Below are 25,059 nucleotides of genomic sequence, written 5' to 3' on the forward strand. Positions count from 1 at the left end.
AAGCGATAATTTATAGATATAGTAGTATCAGCGCCACCACGAGTAATACACTTAAAAACCCTTGAATGATCAAAAAGGCTTGATGCGGCGCTGCGATATGGCGAAACATATTACCAAGTGCATTATAAGTAATACCTGCGGCTTTCACATGTGGCGGGCTATCAAAAGTTTTTATAATATGCAGAAATTGCTCAGTACGGACAGGGGACCAGCCATGCGGTGCGAATGGCAGATATGGTGACAATTGCGTGGCCTGATTTTTGGTTGCTGGTGACCATAACCAACGTTCCAAAAACAGCAAACGCATACGCCAGTCAGCAAAACTACGATGTTCTATGGTCTGTAAGAGCAGCACCTCAACATCTTTATGGCGGCTATCTGCAAAAATGCGTTGCTTTAGTGCATATACATGAGCCTTCTCACCTTCGATGCATTGCAAAAAGTGGCCACTACCATAACATAGCGTACCGGTGATGCCATGCTGCTGATTATAGTCACGTGCATGGCTTTCTACTTCGTCAAATATAGAGGCGCTTAAGCGTGAGGCAATCGTCAGGCTACTGACATAAACCAATTGGACCAGAGTTGAGTCTTCTATCTCGTCCCACGTACTGACTTTATCGGTGTGACTTAAGGGCATAATAAAAAAATCCTAAAAAGCCGTTTAAATACGGCTAAACAAAACAAGCAAAAGAAAACGATGCCCGAATAAAAAGATACTGACTCACAAAAACGTAGCAAATAGTTACCACGTTAGACTGTCATTGCTTGTGTAGCTTGCTATGATAACGAGCGACATAAAGCGACTAAGCTACCAAGTAAGAAATACTATATAAAAATGATATCGAATTAATATGAGGTTTTCTTCATACGTATTACCTGAAAATAGTAATAAACGATAGTGAAAATAGTCACATACAAATTTTGCGACTTCCTATCGTCATTTTCAAACAATCATTTTTAAGCGCTATCAACTTTAAAAACCATTGTGGCAACGCTGAATTTAACAGGCAAAATAAGATAAAATACACGCATAACTTATTGTAAATACAATGATAAATTATTGTAACGGTAATGTTTTGCGATTGGAATGTTTTTATCACTTTTTTATATAAAAACTTGCCAACGTGACTGCTAAACTCGATTAAGATAATCCATATATAAGGAAGGCGAGTTAAAATATGACAAATAGCACACTCGGCCAGACTGACCACGTATCAGGTTAATACAGAATTTACGCTGCCCTATTAGCTATGACTAATACCCATAAATATTCAAAACAGGAACATTATGAGCAAGATAGAAAAACTAGATGACCTTCACCTAACGATTGCTGAGATCAAGAAAAAAGATTACCCTCAATTAAAAGAATTGATGGACCGTGTCTATGTCAACTTAGGCGGCGCATGGTCAAAAACCACTATCCATACGTTGATTGATGCCTTTCCTGAAGGGCAGATTGCAATGTTTGATCATGATCAGCTGATCGGTATCGTTCTCTCTATGCGCGTGGATTATGCCAAGTTTTCTAACCCACATACTTATGACGATTTGATTGGTCAAAAAGAGATTATTAGAGACAACCCAGAAGGCGACGCTATCTATGGTCTAGATGCCTTGATTGATCCAGAATATCGTGGCTATCGCTTAGGACGTAGATTATATGATGCGCGCAAAGAGCTGTGTCGTCAGCTGAACTTCCGCGCGATTTTGGCCGGTGGTCGTATTCCTAACTATCATAATCATCAAGACCTCACCCCTGGCGACTATATCGATGCCGTCGCAGCTCGTGAAATCCATGACTCTGCGCTGTCATTCCAATTATCGAATGGCTTTATCGTCAAGCGTATCCTAACTGCTTATCTGCCAGATGATGCTCAGTCTAAAGGTTTTGCTACCCTGCTTGAGTGGGCCAATATTTATTATGAGCCAAAAGACTACAAGCCAAACACCCGTAAGTCTGAAGTACGTATCGGTGGTATCCAGTGGCAGATGCGTGAAGTAGAGTCACCAGAAGAGCTACTACAACAAGTCGAGTTCTTCGTCGATATCATGGCTGATTACAACTCAGATTTTGCCTGCTTGCCAGAGTTTTTCAATGCGCCATTGATGGGTCTATGCGAGTCAACAGATCAGAACATCGCCATTCGCTTTTTGGCAGAATATACCGAGTGGTTCAAAAACGAGATATCGCATCTAGCAGTCAGCTACAACGTAAACGTCATCTGTGGCTCTATGCCTTTACTAGATGAAGATGACACCTTGTATAACGTCAGCTACCTGTGCCGCCGTGATGGTACGGTTGAAGAACAGCGCAAAATCCATATCACGCCACATGAGCGCAGCGCTTGGGTCATCGAAGGCGGTGATGAAGTTAAGGTGTTCGATACTGATGCTGGGCGCATTGGCATCTTGGTTTGTTATGATGTTGAGTTCCCAGAACTTGCTCGTCTCTTAGCACTTGATGACATGGATATTTTGTTTGTGCCTTTTTGGACAGATACGAAAAACGGCTACTTACGTGTGCGTCATTGCGCCCAAGCACGCGCTATTGAAAACGAATGCTATGTGATGATTTGTGGTTCAGTTGGTAACTTACCGCAGGTAGAAAGTCTAGATATTCAGTATGCTCAGTCATCTATTTTTTCACCATCAGATTTTGCATTCCCGCATGATGCGATCATGGCGGAAACCACGGCCAATACCGAAATGGTGTTTTTCTCTGATGTGAACTTAGACAAACTAACCCATGTGCGTAACGAAGGCTCAGTTCATAACCTGATTGACCGCCGTGACGATTTATTTAGTCTAAAATGGAAGAAGAAAGCCAAAATTCCAACCAGCAAACTGACTGATGAAGAACGCCGCGAAAACTCAGGCAGCGTACTTATAGGCAATCCATTACAGGATCGCGCACAAAAGCCTTAATCAAGTGGATGAGAGAAACCACTTATTAACAACTATGTAATCAAATTTGTGAATAATACGGCTGACCTCTCAGCCGTTTATTTTTATCTACCAAAAATACATAGGACAAAAAAAGCCGCCACTATGACGACTGATACCTTAAAGAAAGATATTGCTAAAAAAACACCAAAGCAAAAAATACTGTCCATCGTTAAAACGGTGCTGTTATATAGTCTAATGTTTGTCGTGATTTATACAGCGGTCAACTGGTGGCGACAACCCGTTATGCCAGCCAATCCGCAGTTGCAATTGATGGACTATCAGGGACAAGCGGTTGATTTAGCCGCGCTGAGTCACGAGCAGCCGACACTGGTATACTTTTGGGGTACGTGGTGTTCAGTCTGTAGCTTCACCTCTCCAACGATAAACAAGCTGGCCGCCGCAAATAACTATCCTGTTGTTGCTATCGCCGTTCAATCAGGGTCTAACCAAGAGTTGCAGAGTTACCTGACTGAAAAAAACTTTAACTTTACAACGGTAAACGACCAAGAAGGTTATATCTTTAATGATTGGCAAGGACAAGTCACGCCTTCGTATGTCATTCTAAAAGATGGTGAGATGACGCAAGGACTGACAGGGATTCAGCCACTTTGGTCATTGAAGTTACGACTGTGGTTATCGTCTATTTTTTAATGCTTAATAGGATTAAGCCGCTTCGCATTCATTAGCATATATCCATACTTACCAATAAAAGCCTGCCTATCTCACAGATAAACAGGCTCTTATCAATACTTTATTGCACCAAACCTATATTTCTTACGACATAAAACGTTGTGCGGCAGGCATTTTTAACATTAGTATCCAATAGATAGCCCCAGCTGGAATCAAACTCGCATACCAAGAGACACTAGAAAAAGTTAAGGCGACGACTATACCTACAGCCATAGCAATGACTGCAGCCATATTTACCCCTCTGTAAGGACCATTTTCATCATAGAGCTTATCAAGATCCAGTTTTTGCTTGCGAAGGAAATAGTAATCAACCACTAAAATAGCAAATAAAGGGCCTAAAAATGCTGAGTAAGTCTGAATAAATAAGTTCAAACCTGCTGCGGATTCATCTTTTACAAGCTCCCAAGGAAACGTACCAAAGGCCATTAGTCCTACAAGTACAGCAGCGGTTTTATATTTAATTTTAAAAATATCCATCAAAGCATAAGCTGGTGGCACCACATTATTCAAGATATTGGTAGTCACCTGTGCAAAAGCAATAAATAGCATGGTAATAATGAGTAATGGCTTATTGTCTACCGCACTAGAAAATACTTTGATAGGGTCAACCTCACCCGTGGCACTGGTCACCATTAATCCAATTAGGCCCATGAAAAGTGTTGCTGGTAATATCGAGTTTGCATAAATTGCCACTTGACGAAATAAACCAACATCTTCTCTTAACTCTCGAGAGTAATCTGACACGTTTAGCATCATTGTGCTGTAAACACCCAAGAATAGCATCGTTGCACCCCAAAACGGTGCCCCCCATGTTCCTTCCACATTAATAAGATTACTCGATATCGCATCACCATATTTGTTAATAACACTAACAAACATGTAAATCAATGAGCCGATAATAAAGACCGACCCAATATTTTCAAGCCATTTAATACCATGGAAGCCAAGAACGGATAAACCAATTTGTAAAAACTGAAAACCAATAAAGAATGCGACAAGATTACTATAACCAAACAAAGCATCGGACACTAAGTTCAGTGCACCTGCGCCAATCCAACTTTGAAAACCAAACCACACAATAGCTGGAACTGAACGTACTAAGGCTGGAATACGGCTACCAGAAAAACCAAAAGCCGAACGACACTGCACCATGAATGGGATGCCATATTTATGGCCAGCGCGACCATTAATCATTAATGCAGCGCCAATGACTGTACAACCAATCGCAATAGCTAAGACAACTTGTAATAAGTTTAACGTACCGACCAGACCTGATCCGACGGTAAACGTACCAATAGACACACAACCACCCAGCCATGCAAATAAATAAGACCATGGGCCCATGATACGAGTGGTTTGAGGTGCTAGACTCTCTTGACCAATGGCCTTATGTTCAACAGAGTCTACGCCTGGCGTTACTGTATTACCTTTTATATTTTCCATTACCTTCTCCTTCCCTAAAAAGTTTATTGAAAAAATCTATAGTTCGGTTACAAGTTTCTTAGCTTCGAGTTGTTAATGACTTAATACATACTCGGTTATCCTTAATTTAACTTTTGATGGGTTGCGCATAAGCACCAACCTTGCTAGTTTTCAGACCACAGCCGACTAAGGCCTCAACCATACGTACTGCAACCGTTACTCCATCAATAACAGGAATTCCTGTCTCTTTCGTCAACCACTCTGTTAAATCAGCCATTCCCGCACAGCCTAATACCACCGCTTCGCAATTGTCTTCTTCTACAGCACGGAGAATCTCATCACGAACTTTTTCGCGGGCGCCTGAATTAGTTTCTTCTAGTGCAAGAACCGGTATGGCAGCAGAACGTACGCGTCTGCATCGGTGAGACAACCCATATCCATGAATCAACGCTTCGATTACAGGCACAGAACGTGGCAGTGTCGTCACTACACTGAACGAAGTGGAAATCATACTTGCCGCCTTTACCGCCGCTTCACAAATACCTAAGACCGGTCCTGAAAAAACCTCGCGGCATGCACCAATGCCCGGATCATCAAAACAAGCTACTACGACGCCATCGACGCCATCAGACTCAGCTTGTTGTAAGCGAGACAACAAACCTGGCACTGACATCGCTTCGTCATAGTGACCTTGAATAGAGGCAGGTGCATCCGTTCCAGAAGCACCAATAATAACGGTGCCAGTGCTTACTTTTCCACGAGCACTAGCCACAATCTTTTCAGTCATAGAGGCTGTTGAATTTGGGTTCATTACTAGAATTTTCATAAATACTCACTTTTTTATTGTGTTTAATATTAAAAGACAAAACATTGTTAACTATTATTGTTAATTATTTTTGTTAACAATACAATAGGTAACTTCATTATTGTTGTTAAAAAGAAGAGAGCACACTATAATTCCGGCTATGAATACATCAAAAACCAAAAACTTAACAACTCAAATTGATGAGATGCCAGAACAGGCGATCATTAACTCAATCACGTCTGCAGTATCAGAACAGCGCCTGCCTGCCGGAACGAAACTTGGTGAGCAGATACTGAGCAACTTGTTCAACTGCAATAGGGCAAATGTTAGACGTGCACTCTCGACCCTTGCTACTATGCATGTCGTACAACTACAACCTAATAAAGGCGCATTCATTGCAACACCCTCTCCTAAGGAAGCGGAAGATGTTTTCGAAGCTCGTCGTACTATTGAGCGCACTCTAGCTTGCAGTGTGCTCAAAAACGCTAATTCACAAGATATTACTAATATGCGCCGTATTATCGCAGCTGAGGCTGAAGCACGATCTCAAGGAAACAAACCTGTAGAACTGCGCTTATCACGAGAGTTTCACATGCAGTTAGCGACTATTGCGAAGAACCACGTGCTAGAAAAGTTTTTAACCGAGCTAACATTACGCACTACTTTGATTATTGGTTTATATAATGAAGCTGGTTCTTCTAATTGTGCAGAAGATGAGCATTTAGGTATTGTAAAAGCGATTGAAGCGAGAGACGAACAAAGACTTATTTTGTTAATTGATGAGCATCTTTATCATTTGCAGTCTAGTCTTAACTTTAAACATGCAACAAACACTTTTTCCACATTGGCAGAGCAGTTGACGATTGCTACAACTTAGCCGTGCTTTGTTCTGTGATTACTCACTTTGTGCCTTGAATATCTTAAGCATTTTGAATCAATTGCAGCACGTTGATACAAAATGCGACCACTTATGCATATCAAACAGGGTTTTTAAATTTCAAACACACCTTTTCCTGCTCAAAGTAGACCCTCATACGCCCTATTTTTAATCAGTGATTTACCCTATAATAGATGGCTTTGATTGCGTTAGTCGTCCTGACAGATTTAAAAATCGTCGTTTTACATATTGAATTGTATGACCATCTTTTTACTATATAACTAGATAAAGACACTACTTATGACCGAATCTATCGACTACAAAGACACGTTAAACCTCGCAGATACACCGTTTGCGATGCGCGCAAACCTTGCCAAACGTGAGCCAGATTGGCTGGCAGCTTGGGAAGCAGACGATGTGTATGGCAAAATTCGCCAAGCACGTATCGGTGCGCCTAAATATATTTTGCACGATGGCCCTCCATACGCTAATGGTCAGATTCACTTAGGTCATGCGGTTAACAAAGTACTAAAAGACATTATCGTAAAATCAAAAACGTTATCAGGCTTTGATGCGCCTTACGTACCCGGTTGGGACTGTCATGGACTGCCAATCGAGCAAAAAGTTGAAGCCAAGGTCGGTAAAGTCGGCAAAAAGGTCTCAGCAACAGAGTTTCGTGGTCTGTGCCGTGAGTATGCGAGCACTCAAATTGAATTACAAAAAACAGACTTCAAACGTTTGGGTATCTTTGGTGATTGGGACAATCCTTATCTGACCATGAACTTCCATCAAGAAGCCAATATCGTACGCGCATTGGCCAAAATCTATGACAATGGTCACGTCACTCGCGGTATGAAACCCGTCAACTGGTGCTTGGACTGTAGCTCTGCGCTTGCAGAAGCAGAAGTCGAATACCAAGATAAAGTATCAGATGCTATTTACGTAAGCTTTGATGTACTCGATACTGACAAAGTGGCTGCATTGGCTAACTTAGGCAATATCGCCGCCATCATTTGGACAACGACCCCTTGGACGTTACCTGCCAACCAAGCAATCGCCGTCAGCCCTGACAGCGACTATAGTGTCGTCGCGACTGAAAAAGGCAACTTTTTATTGGCCACCGACCTTGTCGAAACGGCAGTCCTGGAGCTTAAGTTAGAAAATAAAGGCATCTTAGCGACGGTATCAGGAAGCGAGCTTGAAGGCCTACGTGCCCAGCATCCATTGATTGAAGACCGCCAAGTACCGCTTATCTTAGGTGATCACGTGACCACTGATAGTGGTACTGGCTTAGTCCATACGGCTCCTGGTCATGGTCTAGACGACTATATCGTTGGTCTTAAATATAATTTACCAGTTGAAAACCCAGTGAGCGGTACTGGTGTTTATTTAGAAAGCGCAGCTGTATTCGCTGGCGAGCACATCTATAAGGCCAATCCACAAATCATTGCCGCTTTACAAGATAATGGTCACTTAATCAGCCATACCAAAATTGAACACAGCTATCCACATTGCTGGCGTCATAAGTCACCGATTATCTTCCGTGCAACGCCTCAATGGTTTATCAGTATGGAAGCTAAAGGCCTACGTGATCGTGCGCTTGCTGACATTCCTTCAGTCAACTGGACGCCAGCATGGGGCCAGAACCGCATCGAATCTATGATGAATGGTCGTCCAGATTGGTGTATCTCACGCCAGCGTACATGGGGCGTGCCAATTACCTTCTTTACTCACAAAGAAACAGGCGAGTTGCATCCAAACACGCTTGAGCTGATGGAAGTCGCGGCACAAAAAATCAATGAAGGTGGCGTTGAAGCTTGGTTCGATGCGAGCTGTGAAGATTTCTTAGGCGCAGAAGCGGCTGACTATGACAAAGCGACTGATACCTTAGACGTATGGTTTGACTCAGGCACGACGCATTTTGCGGTACTCGATCAGCGTGATGAGTTGACCAATCCAGCTGATATGTATCTAGAAGGCTCTGACCAACATCGCGGTTGGTTCCAGACGTCATTACTAACCTCAGAAGCCATGTACGAGCGCCCACCATTCAAGCAAGTATTGACGCATGGTTTTGTGGTCGATGAAAACGGGCGTAAGATGAGTAAGTCACTTGGCAACATCATCACCCCGCAAGAAGAAATCAATAAAACAGGCGCGGATATGTTGCGTTTGTGGATTGCTTCTAGTGATTATCGTTATGAGATGAGCGCAGGTAAAACAGTCTTTAAAGGTGCGATCGATATGTATCGCCGTATCCGTAATACCCTACGTTTCTTGCTTGCCAACACCGATGACTTTGATCCAGCGACCAACAGTGTTGATATCAATGAACTGGTTAGCCTTGATAAATTCATCATTGAGCGCGCACAGACAGTACAAGCACAAATCATCAGCGCTTATGATGCAATGGACTTTCACCAAGTCACTCAACATATCACCGCGTTTTGCTCGCAAGATTTGGGTAGCTTCTACTTAGACATCATCAAAGATCGTCAATATACGACACAGACTAATGGTCAGCCGCGCCGCTCTGCGCAAACGGCTATCTATCATATCGTTCAAGCGCTTATTCGCTGGATTACACCAATCTTGTCATTTACTGCCCAAGAAGCGTGGGAAGTGTTGCACGGTGCTGATAGCTATGTCTTTACCGAAGGCTGGTATGGGTTCCCAGCTCTTGAGCTAAGTGCTATTAGTCTTGATGACTGGCAACGCATTATGCGCGCTAAAGATATGGTGAATAAAAACATCGAAACCGCACGTGGTGAGAAAATCATCAATGCCAATCTATCTGCTGATGTGAACTTATATGCTGATGGTGCGATGCATGAGAGCTTAGCCAAACTTGGCGAAGAGCTGCGCTTTGTACTCATTACCAGTAGCGCCACCCTAAAACCAATGAGCGAGGCACCTGCTGAAAAAGTAAATGCAGAAGCTCAAACTGAAGGTAATTCAGAAGAATCTACAGATTTAGTGGTAGATATCAGTGCCGCCGCTGGTACCAAATGCGTACGCTGTTGGCATATCCGTGATGACATCGGTACAGATAGCACGCACCCTGAGTTATGCGCACGCTGCGTGACCAACGTCAGCGGTGATGGCGAGGTACGTCATTATGCCTAACTCAACAGAACCAGCGGAAAATAAGCAGCCAAATACTAAAACCAATAAGTCGCCTGAGCCAGCTCATGCGACGACGGGTAGCTCATCAACGCCCAAGGGTCGACTGACGAAAACACCAAAAGTTCTCGCTAATGGTAGTCGCGCCTTTACGTGGTATTTACTATCATTGGTCGTGGTTATCATTGATCAGTGGACGAAATGGCTGGCTGAAACCAAGCTGACTTTTCATGAGCCAGTACCGGTGATTGAGCCATTTCTTAACTGGACGTTGGCATACAACTATGGCGCTGCTTTTAGCTTTTTGGCGGATGCTGGCGGTTGGCAGAAGTGGTTTTTTTCAGGATTGGCATTATTGATGTCACTGTTCTTAATCGGCTATTTGATTAAAGCGCCACGCACAGCCAAGTTGCTATCTACAGGCTTAGCATTGGTACTAGGCGGCGCAGTTGGTAATCTAATCGATCGTCTGCTACATGGTCACGTCATCGACTTCATCCATGTACATAACGCCGATGTCTGGCATTACCCTATCTTTAATATTGCAGATATGGGCATCAGTATCGGTGTTGCAATGATTGTCATTGATATGCTGTTCTTAGAAAAGAAGCGTGAAATGCCACGAGTATAATTTCAAATAATTGTACAAACCTAATTAGGTTTATAAATAAAAAAGGTGGGTTACGCATTCGTAACCCACCTTTTCTTTGGCTTACTCTTTCTTAGCAAGCTGCTGTCCTTTTATATTAACGAATCTAGCAAGTCTTTCAAGAATGATATATCTCCACCTGCCAACATAAATAACAATCCTGCCATATTAATGACGACAGTCAAATAATACACGGCACGAAATTCGGCCTTTTGTGACTTATGGCGTAGATAAGTCTGCGCAACCATTGCCCCTACCCAGCCGCCAAGCGCACTGAGTAGATGCAGCGTCGACTCAGGTGTACGCCAGTTGCCACTTTGGGCTGCTGCTTTATCTTTGGCATACATCGCATAGGTGATAATGCCCAATGCGGCATACCAGCCAACCACCAACCAATTCAGTTTATCCATTATGGCCAATAAGATTAAGACACCGTAAAACCCGACACCTAAAAACAATCGTTTCTTTTGCCCTGCTTCAAAATCAGCTTGGGCACTGCGCTTATGATTGCGCTGACGGATTTGCTTATTCTTTTTTGCCATTGTCTGCTGTACGAAATCAAGCTCTTGCACATCCTTTGCTTGCATGCGTCCTTGATTGTCTTGCCCAAGCGTAAAAACTACTTGCTCACCAATCTCAGGACGACGACGCGCCTTGAACTCATTGATATGAAAGAATACAGAGTCACCATTCTCCGTTTGGATAAAACCAAAGCCTTTATCGTCTTGCCACTTTTTAACTTGCCCCTGCTGTTTACTAGCCATCGCTATGCCCGCTCTCTCTTAAATGCGTTAAATACGTAGTCAATCTCATATAAATCAGATACGCTTTCATACTTGCTCATCCAACGAGTTGTAGTAATTTCACTCGCCTTTCTGGTATTTAAAACGTCCTTAACCGACTATAGTACACTATTTGCGTTACACTTTTTACGCTTACATAATCTGTCAGATGACTTATCATTTCTCATATTATTTTTTGATTTAATATCCCAATTCCGCAATAGATGGCTGCTAACTATGACCGACTCACAATTTATCAATCCCAATGAAGACACCCGTATCACTCACGGCAGTCTTGTAAAGCTGCATTTTGAAGTATCACTAGAAAACGGTACGGTGATTGACTCTACTTTTAGCCGCGATGCCCCTGTAACTTTGACCATTGGTGATGAAAGCTTGTTACCAGGCTTTGAGCAAGTACTGATGAATCTACGCGCTGGCGATACACGCTCCGCTCATCTTGAGCCAGAGCAAGCATTTAGCGATTGGAATCCTGATAATATTCAGCACTTTAGCCGTACTCAATTTGCACTGATCGCTGACAATCCTGAGATTGGCATGATGGTTGAGTTTGAAGACAAAGGCAAAAATACTTTGCCTGGTACAATTAGCGCCATCGACGACGACCAAGTAGAAGTGGACTTCAATCACCCACTTGCCGGGCAATCGCTGCTGTTTAAAGTAAAAATATTTAAAGTGACACCACCTGGTGTGACTGGCATAAAGCTCATCTAATACAATAATAAGGACACAACATGCAATATCAAAAACTGCCACAAATCGATGAAAAAGTATCTAAAATCTGTCTAGGTACGATGACATGGGGACAGCAAAACACTGAGTCCGAAGCGCATGAGCAAATGGACATGGCATTGAGCGAAGGTGTGAACTTTTGGGATACGGCGGAAATGTATCCATCACCACCAGATAAAGACAAGCAAGGCGACACAGAGCGCTTTATGGGTACTTGGTTTAATAAAACCAAACAACGTGACAAAGTCGTTCTTGCCAGCAAAATATCTCCTATGGGGTTTTTACGTGATGGGCAAACACGTTTTAACGCCGAGCAGATCAGTGGCGCTATTGATGACAATCTTAAACGTCTTCAAACAGACTATATCGATATTTACCAGCTGCATTGGCCTGAACGCCAAACGAACTTTTTTAGTCAGCTTGGCTATACTGAAGAGATGGCAGCGCAACCGCTAGATGATTTGACGCCTTTTTTAGAGACCATTCAAGCATTGAACGATGAGATTAAAAAAGGTCGCATTCGTGCTTATGGTCTATCGAACGATACTGCATGGGGACTTATGCGCTATCTCTGGGAAGCGGACAAAAATGGTTTAATACCACCTCTTACCGTCCAAAACCCTTACAGTCTATTAAACCGCTTGTATGAAATCAATATGGCGGAGATTGCTCATCGTGAGAATGTTGGTTTACTTGCCTATTCTCCCCTCGGCTTTGGTGTATTGTCAGGTAAATATCTTGATGGTAAGCGCCCAGCAGGTGCTCGTCTGACCATGTATGATCGCTTTGCCCGCTATACCAATGAAGAGGCAATATCAGCCACTGAGCAATACGCCAAAATAGCTGCTGATGCCGATTTAGATATGGCGCAAATGGCCTTGGCTTTCGTTAACTCACGCTCGTTTGTCACTAGTAATATCATTGGGGCAACTACGCTCGATCAGCTTAAATCTAATATCGATAGTGCCAATCTGACGCTAAGCTCAGATGTATTAAAAGCGATTGAGGCGGTACATACTCAGCATCCTAATCCATCACCTTAACTTAGTCTGATTTATAGCTATATAAAAGAAAAAGGCGCAAATCGCGAGAACTATCACTGCTATTTGCGCCTTTTTTGTGTCTGCTCACTTATCAATTCAAGCAAGCCTGATACTTAAGAAAACTTATACTTTAGATACTTTTTCTTGAGCCAGTTTTTCTTGAGATGCTTTTGTCAGTACTCGCGAATGTAGTTCAGCCAAGCCTTCTTGCATACGTGCTTGCAATATATTGGTGAGCTCACTCTTATTCAAGCCTTTAGGATCTATCGGTTCAAGTGGCAGTACATAAGCCGTCACGTCCTTACTATCGAGCACCTTTTTTAAGCTGTCTTTCATCGTCAGTTTGCCATAATAAGGCAACTCTTCACTCAACGTACCATCTTTATTGACATAAGCAATTACGAGAGGACGCACAGGAACATCAGCATCTATCGCTGCCTGCAATAGTGTGCCATGGATACGCTTGATTTTTTTGCCATCGGTAGTGGTTGCCTCCGGAAAAAAGATAACCGAAAACCCCTTGCTTAGGAAGTTGGCAATTTGTGCCGCAACTGATCCTGAATCACCGGAGCCACGCTCAATAAACACCGTACCTGCTGCATGCGCCAACTTACCAAATACTGGCCAATCACCGATTTCTGCTTTGGATAAGAAAAAGGCTGGACTCAACGTCCCTACTACAGGAATATCCATCCACGACACGTGATTAGATACCCACAGACCATGATGCTGCTCTACTCGCTCGACTGCTATGACTTTTACACCAAAAGAGCCTGCCATTTTTCGGCAAAAGGTCTGGATATAGCGCGGTAGCGTTTCGCGTGGTGGCTGTCTAAAAGCACCGATACGTTGAGCAGCACGCAGTCCGCCAGCGATAGTGGTGGTCATGCCAGCGATTTGTTTACCGCGACCGAATTGCTGTCTGAGTGAAAAGCCTGACTTAGATTGGCTCATCTGTATCCCTCGTGGTTAAAAATATATGATTGTATATCTTAAATAAACGCAGTGAGTATAACAAAATTTATGAACTCAGTGATGATTTGTTCACTGAGTTATCAAGCGCTTTTGTTGGTATTTTATTCAGCCACCTACTCTGTAACATAAAAATATCGATATTTAGACGAATACGCTTTAACATCAAGTGATAAGACCACATATAGAAGGTCATACAAAAGCTATTTCGACGTTTGTTAAAACGTTTATTAAATTGATAATAGCGATATATCTACTTTATTAAATAGGTGACACTCTTTGGATTATTTTGAAAGACATGAAGGTGGCGAACGCGCCATTATAGTACATTTAGACATCCGCCAAATTCAAGATCCTGACGATCTGGGTGAATTTGAGCTATTGGCAGACTCAGCCGGTGCAGATCGCTTGGCACTGGTCACAGGTTCGCGTGCACGTCCCGATGCCAGATATTTCGTTGGTAGCGGTAAAGCAGAAGAGATAGCAGAATTGGTGCGCGAGCATGATGCAGATATCGTGCTTTTTAACCACAGTTTATCGCCCTCACAAGAGCGTAATATCGAAGCGTTGGTCAAATGCCGTGTGTTAGACCGTACTGGTCTGATTTTGGATATTTTTGCTCAGCGTGCCCGTACTTATGAAGGTAAGCTACAGGTTGAGCTGGCGCAATTGAATCATTTATCGACACGTTTGGTCCGTGGTTGGACGCATTTGGAACGTCAAAAAGGTGGTATCGGTCTGCGTGGACCAGGTGAGACTCAGCTTGAAACGGATCGTCGCTTGCTACAAGTGCGCGTCATGCAGCTTAAGAGTAGAATTGAGAAAGTCAGACAGACACGTGCGCAAGGTCGAGCCCGTCGCCAAAAATCAGACGTGCCGACCATTTCGCTTGTCGGTTATACCAATGCCGGCAAGTCCACTTTGTTTAATCGTTTGGTCGATGAAAACATCTATGCTGCTGATAAGCTGTTTGCAACGCTCGACCCAACGCTACGCCGCTTAGATTGGCAAGGTGTGGGCCGTGTGGTATTGGTCGATACGGTAGGTTTTGTCCGTCATTTACCACATGAGTTGGTCGAATCTTTTCATGCTACATTAGAAGAGACGCTAGAAGCAGATTTATTATTACACGTCATCGATTCTTCTAGCGAGGACATGCATGAACAAATTCAGGCGGTCAAAGACGTATTAGCTGAAATTGATAATGATGTGCCAGTACTCAATGTCTACAACAAAATCGATTTAACTGAAGAGCCTGCACGTATCGGCTATGCTAGCGAAGGTGAACCTAACCGCGTCTATGTTTCTTCTAGAGAGAACTTGGGCATGGAAGAATTATCATTAGCCGTGCAGCAGTTACTCACGGGTACACTGACCACGTTTGATTTGACGCTCCCTTATCATGCAGGGCAATTAAAAAACACCTTGTACGAGCTCGGCGTGATTCAAGAAGAAACCTATGATGACAGTGGTCATGAGTGCTTAACGATTCGCTTGCCAAGCGATAGATTGAGACAACTACTTGGTCAAGCGGATCTAGATCCAGTAGACGTGCTGCCGCTTGCCCAAGCAACGCTACTGATGCCTGTACTTGAAGAGTTTGAGCAGTCTGATGATGTTGAAGAGCAGACAATGACTGAAGCAGAAGAAAAAGCGTTTGACGAATTTGATGCGCTGAATCCTGAAGCAGAAAATCTATCGAAATAGCTAAATTCTAAAACAATGTTTTAAGCATTTAAGTTATAGACAATAAGAGGATGATATCCATTGGTATCATCCTTTTTTATGGCGTATATATTTAAATTTCATATACGGCTGAGGCAGTTTGTAGACTAATAAAAGTTGATGCCCTAGCAATTTTATAGTGGGCAGACTATATTCAGTCCAAACAACAAAGCGCCGTATTACCTTATAGACTTTATTAGTTTGTCTACTCTGTATATAATCGCCTGTTATACATTCAACAAACATTGATAGATAGGACACGCTTAGTTACGGCGTTATCACCTGTACTAACTTTGCGCTCATTCTATTTATCTCTGACTTGGCCAGTAGTTCTTATGAAATCTACTCATCTCTCTAATATGCCTCTATGGCTCGCAATCATCCTGACTTTAGCGATGGTTATCCTTGTCCGTGAATCAGCCGTTATCCTCTGCCAATGGGCAGGCATCGAAAAAGCCGCCAATATTGTCGGGCTGGTCGCTATGTTTTGTATTTTGATGGCCTGGCGATTACTCAAAGGCTTACCAAGCTGGCTAACGCAAGCCAGTAATACCCTATTGGTCGATAGTGGTTTTGCTTTTTTGCCCGTCTCTGCTGGTGCAGGATTGCTACTCTTTGCCTTAGGTGATGAGTTATGGGGCGTGATGGCAACGATGATTATCAGTGTACTGATTCCACTGTGGGGCTTGGCGATTCTTTCCAATCGCTGGCTAAACGACAATGTTAGTACTAACACTACCTCTGTTGAAGAGCACAAATAATAGCTGTGAGCAATATGAACAAGGAAAAGGTATGAGTTTTGACAGTTTATTTGTGACGACCCTAGCAGCCATCGTACTAACCTTGGCAGCGCATGTCATTGCTCGATTACTGGCACGTAAGATTTCATGGCTGCCAATGGTGATTACCGCATTAGCACTTGTTCTTTTATTCTTGTTCCTTTTGCAATGGGATTACAACGATTACTATAGTGCGGCTAAGCCCGTATTTGATCGTCTGTTAGGGTATGTCACCGTATTATTGGCAGTGCCTTTGGCAGCGATGAGCTTTAAAGGGTTACCTGTCAAAAAACTCATGTTAATCGTCACTATTGCGAGTCTCGTGGGTGCATTATTACCCATGTCATTGGCGTATCTGTTTTCGTTAAGCCACGACACCATACTCGCTTTTGCGACACGTTCAGTCACCACGCCGATTGGTCTCAGTGTCGCCGATTTGATTGGAGCTCCCCTTGCCTTAGCGAACTTAATTATTATTGTTTCAGGGCTTATCGGTGGGGCTTTAGCGCGCTTTTTGTTTCGTGGTATCGATGATGACCGTGCCAAAGGCCTAGCGCTTGGCTTAGCTGCTCATGCCTTTGGTACTGTAGAAGCTTGGCAAATCAGTCATACTGCTGGGCGTTATGCTGCATTTGGGTTGGCAGTAAACGGTCTGGTAACAGCCATCTGGGTACCTATTTTCATCAGCGCACTCATCAGTTAAATCCTCAATAATATAATAGGGGCTGAACTAGTTATTTAGGACAGCCCCTACTGTTTTCCAGTATTTAAATACAATTGATTCAATTCAAAAGTAGTACAAAGCAACCAACTGTAGATCTATATCTAGTATTTCAAGCGAGGTTAATGCAGTAATACCTTTATAGTGGAATGACTATAGCTCCTTTCTCAAAAGTCTCTTGCTCAGCAGTCTCTTGCTCAGCAGTCCATTGCTCAAATTATCTGAGCGGTCTTTTAGGGCCAATTTTTCATGGGTATAAAGCGATATAAATACTGACCTACTTGCTTAAAATAAAAAATCATAGCATATTGATTTTTCTAAAGTTATCCCAAGATATAACCTCTATTTTTACATCTTATTTTGACAATCCTATGCGTTGAAAAGTTATTGTATGCTATAGTAAACAACTATTATTTTTTGTATCTATTACGAGTGGTTTCTAGTTAAACGTGGTTTTTCTAGGTTGCTATATTCCTTATAGCTATAAAATCCGACAAGCCCAATAACCGCTTAAATGCGAAAAACGAAGCGCCTATAGGCAAAGTAATTTGCTATTACTCGATAAAAAGTGATAACCCTATGATAAACGTTGCAACCTTAGTGACTCGCTGCTTGTCTCCTATTTTTTTGACCACTGTTGTTCTATCAACTTTATCCGTTCATGCTCAAGCTGAGAACATAACGATTTATAAGGATAAAAGTGGGAAAGTATTAATGACTAACGTCAATCCCAGTGGTAATTTTGATCAATTTACTAAAAAAGTGCAGGTTAATTACTACAAAAGCTCTAAGTTGTATGATGGCAGTAATAACGGTTATAGCAGCAATAATGATTACGGTAGCAGCGCTGCTAGCAACAGTGGCACCCGCAACGCTTATGATAGCTATATTCGTGACTCTGCCCAACGTCATGGCGTAGATCCTGCCCTCATGAAAGCAATGATGCATACAGAATCAGCTTTTAATCCAAACGCGCGTTCACCAGTCGGTGCCCAAGGTCTGATGCAGCTTATGCCAGCGACAGCTCGCCGTTTCAAAGTGAGTAACCCTTGGAACCCTGCTGATAATATTGAAGGCTCAGCCAAATATATCGCTTGGCTCATGCGCCGTTTTGACAATAGAATTGAGTATGCAGTCGCAGGCTATAATGCGGGTGAAGGAAACGTCGATAAATATGGTGGCATCCCTCCTTTTAAAGAAACACAGAACTATGTTAAAAAAGTCATGAGTCGCTACCATAGCTTATATAAAAATGACTCAGGGCTGTCTGGTGCGAGTATGAGCGCTAGCAACCAAAATAATAATACGAGCGGGGGTCTAAAAAATGTCAGTTATGGCACCAGTAGTAACAATGCCAGTTATACCAATTCTGCTTATGCTGCCTTACGTTAAACGATAAATATGATGTACAAAGAGTCAGACATAAAAAAGCCCGTTAATTGATTAACGGGCTTTTTTATACTTGGAGACTCTATCTTATAGTTGAATTCAAATAATTTCGATACAAGGAAACCGAGTGCAAGCTATACATTAGTATGGTTAGCGAGGATGACGATGTAGCGGATTTATATGGATTTGGCTATACCTCTTATAATATAGGTGATAGAGTCAGACTACGAATGCTGAGTAAAATTTTACTCCACATACATAGTCATTCCCAATGTAAAAACTTACTTGTTAGCTGCTTGGGTAGCCGCAACTTCAGCAGCAAAATCCTCTTGCTTCTTCTCGATGCCTTCGCCAACTTCTAGACGTTTGAAACCAAGTACTTTTACGCCTTCAGCTTTTAATACGTCACCAACTTTTTTATCGTTGTCCATAACGTACGGCTGACGCAATAAAGTAACTTCTTCTAGGTACTTACGTAAGCCACCTTCGATCATTTTTTCAACGATGTTGTCAGGCTTGCCAGACTCACGAGCTTTCGCTTCGATGATGTCTTTTTCACGTGCTAACAAATCAGCAGCAACGTCTTCGTCATCAACCGCAACAGGGTTGAATGCAGCGATATGCATGGCAAGGTTCTTACCAGTGTCTGCAGCGCCGCCTTCGAAAGAAACCACTACACCGATACGTAGACCATGACGGTATGCAGCGATGTTTGCACCTTCAAGTACTTCAACACGGCGGATCTGAATGTTCTCACCGATTTTTTGTACTAGTGATACACGTGCTTCTTCAACGCTTTGGCCATTACCATATGGTAATTCAGCGATAGCAGCAACATTAGTCTCGTTGTTTTCTAGAGCGATGCTAGCTACTTGCTCTGCAAATGCATTGAAGTTTTCGTCTTTTGCAACGAAGTCAGTCTGACAGTTAACTTCTAACAAGAATGCTTTGTTTTCGCCTTGAGCGATGATGATTGCGCCGTCAGCTGCGATGTTACCCGCTTTTTTAGCTGCTTTAGCTTGACCAGATTTACGCAAGTTATCAATGGCAGTTTCAACATCGCCGTTTGATTCTTCTAACGCTTTTTTACATTCCATCATGCCAAGACCAGTACGGTCACGCAATTCTTTTACCATTTTGGCAGATACTTTTACTTCTGACATAAGAGTCACCTTAGTATTGTTATGTGAGGTACAGTTAAGTCCATATAAACCCGCTACATCGTTGTATCAGAATTATTTGAATTCAACTATCGTGCTTAACTTTTGCTGATGTTGCTTTACTATCTAACTATACAATCAAGTTGTACGATGTCGCTCTTGTCGTGAGGAAAGCGTTCGTTATGTCGTTATCACAGGAACTGTATATAGCGACAGAAGGTATAGACGATAATACTCGTCTATTAATGAGCTATCCATCAACAACAAGGCATGACGAGTAAAACTACATCATGCCTATTGTAAGCTTGTACGCTGTTAATAACATTATATGGATGCTGATAGCGGTACTATCAAGTTATCCTTACAACATTAAACCCTTCGGGTCAGCTATTTATTCTGCTGGAGTAGCAGCTTCTTCTGCAGCTGGAGCTTCTTCAGTAGCAGCAGGTGCTTCTTGCTCAGCTTTGCCGCCAGCTTGAGTTTGTGCGTATTCTTTACCAGCAATGATAGAGTCAGCCATAGAAGTAACATACAAAGTCACAGCACGGATAGCATCATCGTTAGCTGGAATGATGTAATCAACGTTATCTGGGCTAGAGTTAGTATCAACGATACCGATAACTGGGATACCTAGGTTTTTAGCTTCTTTGATAGCGATCGCTTCATGATCTACGTCTACAACAAAGATTGCGTCAGGTAGGCCGCCCATGTCTTTAATACCGCCTAGTGAACGCTCAAGTTTTTCCATATCGCGAGTACGCTCTAACGCTTCACGCTTAGTTAACTTAGCGAAAGTACCGTCTTCTGCTTGCTTCTCAAGCTCTTTTAGACGATTGATTGACTGGCGTAGAGTTTTCCAGTTAGTCAACATACCACCTAACCAGCGATGGTCAACGTATGGCATGCCAGCGCGAGCAGCTTGCTCACGGATGATGCCGCTTGCAGCGCGTTTAGTACCAACAAACAATACTTTGTTTTTCTTAGCAGCTAGGCCGTTTACGTAAGTCAATGCTTCGTTAAACGCTTTTACTGTGTGCTCTAAGTTGATGATGTGAATCTTGTTACGTGCACCAAAGATGTATGGTCCCATTTTTGGGTTCCAAAAACGTGTTTGGTGACCAAAGTGAGCGCCGGCTTGTAGTAAGTCGCGCATTTCGATTTTGGTTGGATTCTTTGTAGCCATGTGAAATTCCTATTGGTTGGGTTATGCCTCCACATCACAAAAACTGCCTATTTAGCGATACGCATCTGCTAACGGTTAATGCTTATTGAGACAACACTAACTTTTTTGCAAATTAATCAAGTCGCCAAACACCCAGCAATTCTTTGCCATGATGTGTGTGTCATTGGTTGGTTTAAAAAAGAAGCTATGATCAGATTTCAGAAATACCCTCAAACCTAAACTATAAATCAAATTATAAAATAGCTGCGCAGTATTTTATCATATAACTTACTGTAATCGCCAGTAATTTATCATTATAACCCCGTAAAGTAAAAGTGAGATATCACCATATTAATAGACAAAAAAAGCGACACAGATGTGTCGATTTTTAATTATTATTTTGGTTGTATATGATTTGCGCTACATTAAGTTATGCAATACAAATACCTATCACAGCTTTATGACCACGCCAAGTAAATGGCGTCACATAGCTTTGACGGTCTTTAGGTAAATAAGACACGCTAGGCGCACTTTCTACAATATGGGGTGGAGAAATAATAAACTCCGCACCAAACTCTGTACGAGCATTACCTGAAATTGTATTGGCCATTTCACCTAGCAAATCTTTCATCATCGCGATTGAGGAATCAGGCTCTTCCATCACTTTTAACACCTCTCGCAACATTACGCTTGGCGCACTCACGTACACGCAGCCTTCGAGAGGGCCAGATATTTCAATCACACCACTATAATCATAACCAATAGCACTTCTGTTATGATTTAAATAAGGGGTATCAATAGATACTTCCGAGCCATCAATCTGTGCAAAAAACGCATTGATCGAGCTAAGAAACACACCTAGTTTTTCTACTTTAACCATAATATATTAATATCCGTCTTTATTACGCGGCAGTGTCGTTAATCTTGCAAACAAACCACAATCTCGCCAACTTGTGAGTGCCAAGTGATGGGGATAATAAAGGAACGCTCGTTGCTTGGCAACACAATACTTTGCGGAGAGCCTTTAAACACAAGTGGTACAGAGATATGAAACTCTGAGCCAAACTCTTTGCGCGCATTACCTGCGATAGTATTGGCCACTTCGCCAGCCAAATCTATATAATTCTCATCGCTTTTGTCCGTTTCACCCATACTATCCAATATCGAGGACAATAACTGACGGGTTGCCGAAAAATACACCACGCCTTTTTGCCCACCTGATATACCGATGACGCCCGTATAATCATGAACTTTTGGTTGTTTGTTCTCTAATAAATATGGGGTATCAGCGATAAGATCATCGCCCCCAAACTGATTAAAATAGTTAGTAATAATACTTAGAAAAATCTGTAGCTTTTGTTCTTTCATAATAACATCTACTTAAGTCGTTAAAGGGTTTAGTCTTGCATCAATTCATACAAAGACTCTACAAGCTCTTCTTCGGAAAAAGGCTTGCACAAAAACCCACTGGCACCCAACGACAATGCTTCAATACCAGTGGCTTTGTCAGATAGTGCTGACACTACCAAAATACGTACATCCGGATCAATCTCAATAATTTTTTCAATGCATTCGAGTCCATCCATTTGTGGCATGGTCAAGTCCATCGTGATTACATCAGGACGATGAATATTAAACTTCTCTATGGCTTGTACACCACTGGTCGCTGTAGCAACCAGCATAAACTGCCCTGAATCGTATGCGCGCTGAATACGATTTCTAATAATATTTGAATCATCAACAATCATTAACTTATGCATAACTAATCTATTACCTTTAATGAAGTGCTTGTCGTCCCTGACAATAGAACCTGCTGTTTTTAATTAAGCTTTAGGCAATGTAATAACAAACCGCGTCATCTGACCCAGTTCACTATTCACATTAAGCTTACCATCGTAATCTTTTACTTTCGCTTTGATAATATCAAGACCGACACCGCGCCCGCCATCTTCATCTGCATCATCTTTGGTAGAAAATCCCGAAGAAAATAGCTGCTTAAGCAACTGACCCTTAGTCAACTTATTGGCGTCTTCAACACTGAAACGACCCTCTGCGCTCAATTTAGTACGAATGCTATCATAATCAATACCTTGACCATCATCTTGTACAATCAGCATGAAGTTCGAATCATTATTTTGTACTTCTAGATCAATGGTTCCTACTTCAGCCTTACCAGTCGAATGACGAACCGTTGGTGCTTCGATGCCATGCACCACAGCATTACGTAGTAGCTGAATACTCATTTCTTTGAATGGCTTTGCTATACGTTCTGGTATGTGCACTTGCGCCAGTGTACTACTCTTTATTTGCACTTGCTTACCTTGTCTTTCGGCAATATCTTTTACGAACGCTTCATAAAAAGACAAAAGACTATCATCCTCGTCACTATCTAGATCGATATCCTGACCACCATCGATATCTACATTACCGATTGAATCGTTTGATATTATTGACGTCTCAACCATGACTGTTTTTGGTGTGCTATTTTTTGCAATATCATCACCTAATACAGGTGCTTCTTCTACAGGCTGTGACGTCTTCGGTGCTGAGCGGTTGATACGCTCACCTAACGTCGCGATGGTATTTGACAGGCTTAATAAGTCATCTAAATGTACTGCCAATGGTAAGAAATCATTACCAGAAAGCTGGCCTTGGTTCTGTAATGCGTGCAGTTTATCTTCCGCATCAGACGCAATCTTCGTAAAGCTGTGTAGTTTTAACGCAGACGCCTCACCTTTTAAACTATGCATTTCGCGATAGATAGCTTTTAATTTTCCTTCAAGCTCGTATTGTGAGCTACCAGGGTTTTTCAAGATATTATTCATTTTGTCGATATGCATCTGAGTATTAACAATGAACTCATTAATAATCTTCGGATTTACATTCAAGATAGTGGTTAACATCTCAATTTGCATATCATTTTGTGAGCGCTCTTTCTCTAGACGCTGCTCTAAGTAAACGGCATCTGATACATCATTGACGTTGACCAAAATACGGGCAATGTCTTTATCGTCATAAACACGTGAAAACTTAAAATCTAAGAAACGATTATTCTGTGCTTTACTTCCAGACGCATTATGCAACATCACCTTATGCAAAGGATTGAGAGAATTCACCAGCTTTTCTTTGACTCGTGGATTATAGAGCTGCTCAATGAATTGCTGTGTGGTCTTCAAATCTTTATCAGAAATACGGCCACGCAAGACATTCGTAAAGTTCTCTCCTGATAACTGATCAGAACCGATAATGTCATTTAATGCTTTAGAATGCTGTTGACCAATATTCAGATCTTTATCAAGCAAGAATAGACCTGTACTTACCGTTTCCATAATTTCTTGCGTTTCGCGACGAGCAGCGAATGCTTCAGCATCCGTTTCACGCAAACGACGTACAAAGAAGAATACGAAGATTAAGAAGTATGTGAAAATAGCAGCAACACCAAGTAGCTGAATCAATCGAATCGTCGTTGCTTGGCGTTCTGCACTATTAAACACGTCTTTGGTTAGATTATCTAAAGAGTCATTGATAAATAAACTTGACGTTTTTGCTTGCTCAACTGCTTGAGCCAGATCATCTTCTGAGGACACCATGATATTATCAGCATCTTTTAGGTATGTCTGAATCTTAGGCTCTAATGCTTTCCACTGCTCATCAGCTGCTGCAATATTTACTTGTGCATTGCTGTCAATATTTGGCAAATCATAGCTTTTGCCATCAGCGTCAGTAATCGTTCCACCTTGCTCGATAGCAGACAAAGAGCCAGTAATTAACGCAGTATTTTGCTCCAAACGGCTTAGGGAACGTTGTATATGTGGAGAATTGGTATCCTCACCATAACTGTTATCTAAATCAAAAAGATCTTTAATTACCGCCTGTGCACTATTAGCAACTTGGTTGGTTTGATCAATTAGAGCGGTGTTTCTTTCTAATAAACTTGAAGTATAAAAAGTAAAGGCTAACAAAGCACCGATTAGAGATAAAAACAGTGCAATCGAAACAATCAGACCTTGATAGCGCTTGTTGTCAACATTCGAGATAGTTGCCATCTTCAAAATTCC

At 42.1% G+C, this 25,059-nt stretch carries 22 protein-coding genes; 11 read left to right on the forward strand and 11 right to left on the reverse strand.

What is annotated here, in order from left to right:
* Positions 1 to 10: 10 nt before the first annotated feature.
* Entirely contained in the window at positions 11 to 640 is a 630-nt protein-coding gene (locus IPZ60_RS00120; protein ID WP_194195881.1) for a BLUF domain-containing protein, read from the reverse strand.
* Between the two features lie 650 nt (positions 641 to 1,290).
* On the opposite strand from IPZ60_RS00120, the gene IPZ60_RS00125 reads away from it, so the two are divergent.
* Together IPZ60_RS00125 and IPZ60_RS00130 are read left to right on the forward strand one after the other, a co-directional pair.
* The gene (locus IPZ60_RS00125; protein WP_194195882.1) at positions 1,291 to 2,928 is read left to right on the forward strand and encodes a carbon-nitrogen hydrolase family protein; all 1,638 of its coding nucleotides are present in this window, start codon (positions 1,291 to 1,293) and stop codon (positions 2,926 to 2,928) included.
* A 123-nt stretch (positions 2,929 to 3,051) separates the two neighbouring features.
* The gene (locus IPZ60_RS00130; RefSeq protein WP_194195883.1) at positions 3,052 to 3,600 is read left to right on the forward strand and encodes a protein disulfide oxidoreductase; all 549 of its coding nucleotides are present in this window, start codon (positions 3,052 to 3,054) and stop codon (positions 3,598 to 3,600) included.
* Between the two features lie 123 nt (positions 3,601 to 3,723).
* Here IPZ60_RS00130 and IPZ60_RS00135 read toward each other — a convergent pair whose 3' ends face one another.
* Both IPZ60_RS00135 and IPZ60_RS00140 read right to left on the reverse strand, forming a co-directional pair.
* Entirely contained in the window at positions 3,724 to 5,082 is a 1,359-nt protein-coding gene (locus IPZ60_RS00135) for an NCS1 family transporter (protein WP_194195884.1), read from the reverse strand.
* A 106-nt stretch (positions 5,083 to 5,188) separates the two neighbouring features.
* Positions 5,189 to 5,887 carry an aspartate/glutamate racemase family protein gene (locus tag IPZ60_RS00140; RefSeq protein ID WP_194195885.1) on the reverse strand — a complete coding sequence of 233 codons (699 nt, stop codon included), beginning with the start codon at positions 5,885 to 5,887 and terminating at the stop codon, positions 5,189 to 5,191.
* Positions 5,888 to 6,026: 139 nt separating this feature from the next.
* Between IPZ60_RS00140 and IPZ60_RS00145 the strand changes: the two genes are divergently transcribed.
* The 3 genes from IPZ60_RS00145 to lspA all read left to right on the forward strand — a co-directional run bounded on the left by IPZ60_RS00145 (position 6,027) and on the right by lspA (position 10,497).
* Positions 6,027 to 6,743, forward strand: a complete 717-nt coding sequence (locus IPZ60_RS00145; RefSeq protein WP_194195886.1) for a GntR family transcriptional regulator — start codon at positions 6,027 to 6,029, stop codon at positions 6,741 to 6,743.
* Positions 6,744 to 7,043: 300 nt separating this feature from the next.
* Entirely contained in the window at positions 7,044 to 9,869 is a 2,826-nt protein-coding gene (gene ileS, locus IPZ60_RS00150) for an isoleucine--tRNA ligase (protein ID WP_194195887.1), read from the forward strand.
* Positions 9,862 to 10,497, forward strand: a complete 636-nt coding sequence (gene lspA, locus IPZ60_RS00155) for a signal peptidase II (protein ID WP_194195888.1) — start codon at positions 9,862 to 9,864, stop codon at positions 10,495 to 10,497. The genes ileS and lspA overlap by 8 nt, the downstream gene beginning before the upstream one ends.
* Positions 10,498 to 10,607: 110 nt before the next feature.
* On the opposite strand, the gene IPZ60_RS00160 is transcribed toward lspA, so the two are convergent.
* Complete coding sequence (locus tag IPZ60_RS00160) at positions 10,608 to 11,279, reverse strand: cold shock and DUF1294 domain-containing protein (RefSeq protein WP_194195889.1); 672 nt, start codon at positions 11,277 to 11,279, stop codon at positions 10,608 to 10,610.
* 255 nt (positions 11,280 to 11,534) lie between these two features.
* Between IPZ60_RS00160 and IPZ60_RS00165 the strand changes: the two genes are divergently transcribed.
* Positions 11,535 to 12,032 carry a peptidylprolyl isomerase gene (locus IPZ60_RS00165; protein WP_110921717.1) on the forward strand — a complete coding sequence of 166 codons (498 nt, stop codon included), beginning with the start codon at positions 11,535 to 11,537 and terminating at the stop codon, positions 12,030 to 12,032.
* Between the two features lie 20 nt (positions 12,033 to 12,052).
* Positions 12,053 to 13,093 (forward strand): aldo/keto reductase, encoded by a 1,041-nt coding sequence (locus tag IPZ60_RS00170; RefSeq protein ID WP_194195890.1) that lies wholly within the window; start codon positions 12,053 to 12,055, stop codon positions 13,091 to 13,093.
* 123 nt (positions 13,094 to 13,216) lie between these two features.
* Here the strand turns inward: IPZ60_RS00170 and IPZ60_RS00175 are convergent, their stop codons facing one another.
* A complete protein-coding gene (locus IPZ60_RS00175) occupies positions 13,217 to 14,047 on the reverse strand; it encodes a 1-acyl-sn-glycerol-3-phosphate acyltransferase (protein WP_194195891.1) in 831 nt (276 codons plus the stop codon).
* A gap of 297 nt (positions 14,048 to 14,344) precedes the next feature.
* Between IPZ60_RS00175 and hflX the strand changes: the two genes are divergently transcribed.
* The 4 genes from hflX (at position 14,345) to IPZ60_RS00195 (ending at position 18,682) form a co-directional block, all read left to right on the forward strand.
* Positions 14,345 to 15,772 carry a ribosome rescue GTPase HflX gene (gene hflX / locus IPZ60_RS00180; protein ID WP_194195892.1) on the forward strand — a complete coding sequence of 476 codons (1,428 nt, stop codon included), beginning with the start codon at positions 14,345 to 14,347 and terminating at the stop codon, positions 15,770 to 15,772.
* A 353-nt stretch (positions 15,773 to 16,125) separates the two neighbouring features.
* Positions 16,126 to 16,551 (forward strand): CidA/LrgA family protein, encoded by a 426-nt coding sequence (locus IPZ60_RS00185; RefSeq protein ID WP_194195893.1) that lies wholly within the window; start codon positions 16,126 to 16,128, stop codon positions 16,549 to 16,551.
* Between the two features lie 31 nt (positions 16,552 to 16,582).
* Positions 16,583 to 17,272 carry an LrgB family protein gene (locus IPZ60_RS00190; protein WP_194195894.1) on the forward strand — a complete coding sequence of 230 codons (690 nt, stop codon included), beginning with the start codon at positions 16,583 to 16,585 and terminating at the stop codon, positions 17,270 to 17,272.
* 597 nt (positions 17,273 to 17,869) lie between these two features.
* Complete coding sequence (locus tag IPZ60_RS00195) at positions 17,870 to 18,682, forward strand: lytic transglycosylase domain-containing protein (protein ID WP_194195895.1); 813 nt, start codon at positions 17,870 to 17,872, stop codon at positions 18,680 to 18,682.
* 278 nt (positions 18,683 to 18,960) lie between these two features.
* On the opposite strand, the gene tsf is transcribed toward IPZ60_RS00195, so the two are convergent.
* The 6 genes from tsf to IPZ60_RS00225 form a co-directional block, all read right to left on the reverse strand.
* A complete protein-coding gene (gene tsf, locus IPZ60_RS00200) occupies positions 18,961 to 19,842 on the reverse strand; it encodes a translation elongation factor Ts (RefSeq protein WP_194195896.1) in 882 nt (293 codons plus the stop codon).
* A gap of 388 nt (positions 19,843 to 20,230) precedes the next feature.
* Positions 20,231 to 21,022 carry a 30S ribosomal protein S2 gene (rpsB, locus tag IPZ60_RS00205; RefSeq protein ID WP_110921724.1) on the reverse strand — a complete coding sequence of 264 codons (792 nt, stop codon included), beginning with the start codon at positions 21,020 to 21,022 and terminating at the stop codon, positions 20,231 to 20,233.
* Between the two features lie 409 nt (positions 21,023 to 21,431).
* Positions 21,432 to 21,881, reverse strand: coding sequence for a chemotaxis protein CheX (locus IPZ60_RS00210; protein WP_194195897.1), 450 nt, complete (start codon positions 21,879 to 21,881; stop codon positions 21,432 to 21,434).
* Positions 21,882 to 21,919: 38 nt separating this feature from the next.
* Entirely contained in the window at positions 21,920 to 22,369 is a 450-nt protein-coding gene (locus IPZ60_RS00215) for a chemotaxis protein CheX (protein ID WP_194195898.1), read from the reverse strand.
* A gap of 29 nt (positions 22,370 to 22,398) precedes the next feature.
* Entirely contained in the window at positions 22,399 to 22,761 is a 363-nt protein-coding gene (locus IPZ60_RS00220) for a response regulator (protein ID WP_194195899.1), read from the reverse strand.
* 63 nt (positions 22,762 to 22,824) lie between these two features.
* The gene (locus IPZ60_RS00225) at positions 22,825 to 25,047 is read right to left on the reverse strand and encodes an ATP-binding protein (protein WP_194195900.1); all 2,223 of its coding nucleotides are present in this window, start codon (positions 25,045 to 25,047) and stop codon (positions 22,825 to 22,827) included.
* Positions 25,048 to 25,059 lie beyond the last annotated feature (12 nt).

This window comes from Psychrobacter sp. NG25 (assembly GCF_015234355.1).
In the GTDB taxonomy this organism is placed as follows: Bacteria; Pseudomonadota; Gammaproteobacteria; order Pseudomonadales; family Moraxellaceae; genus Psychrobacter.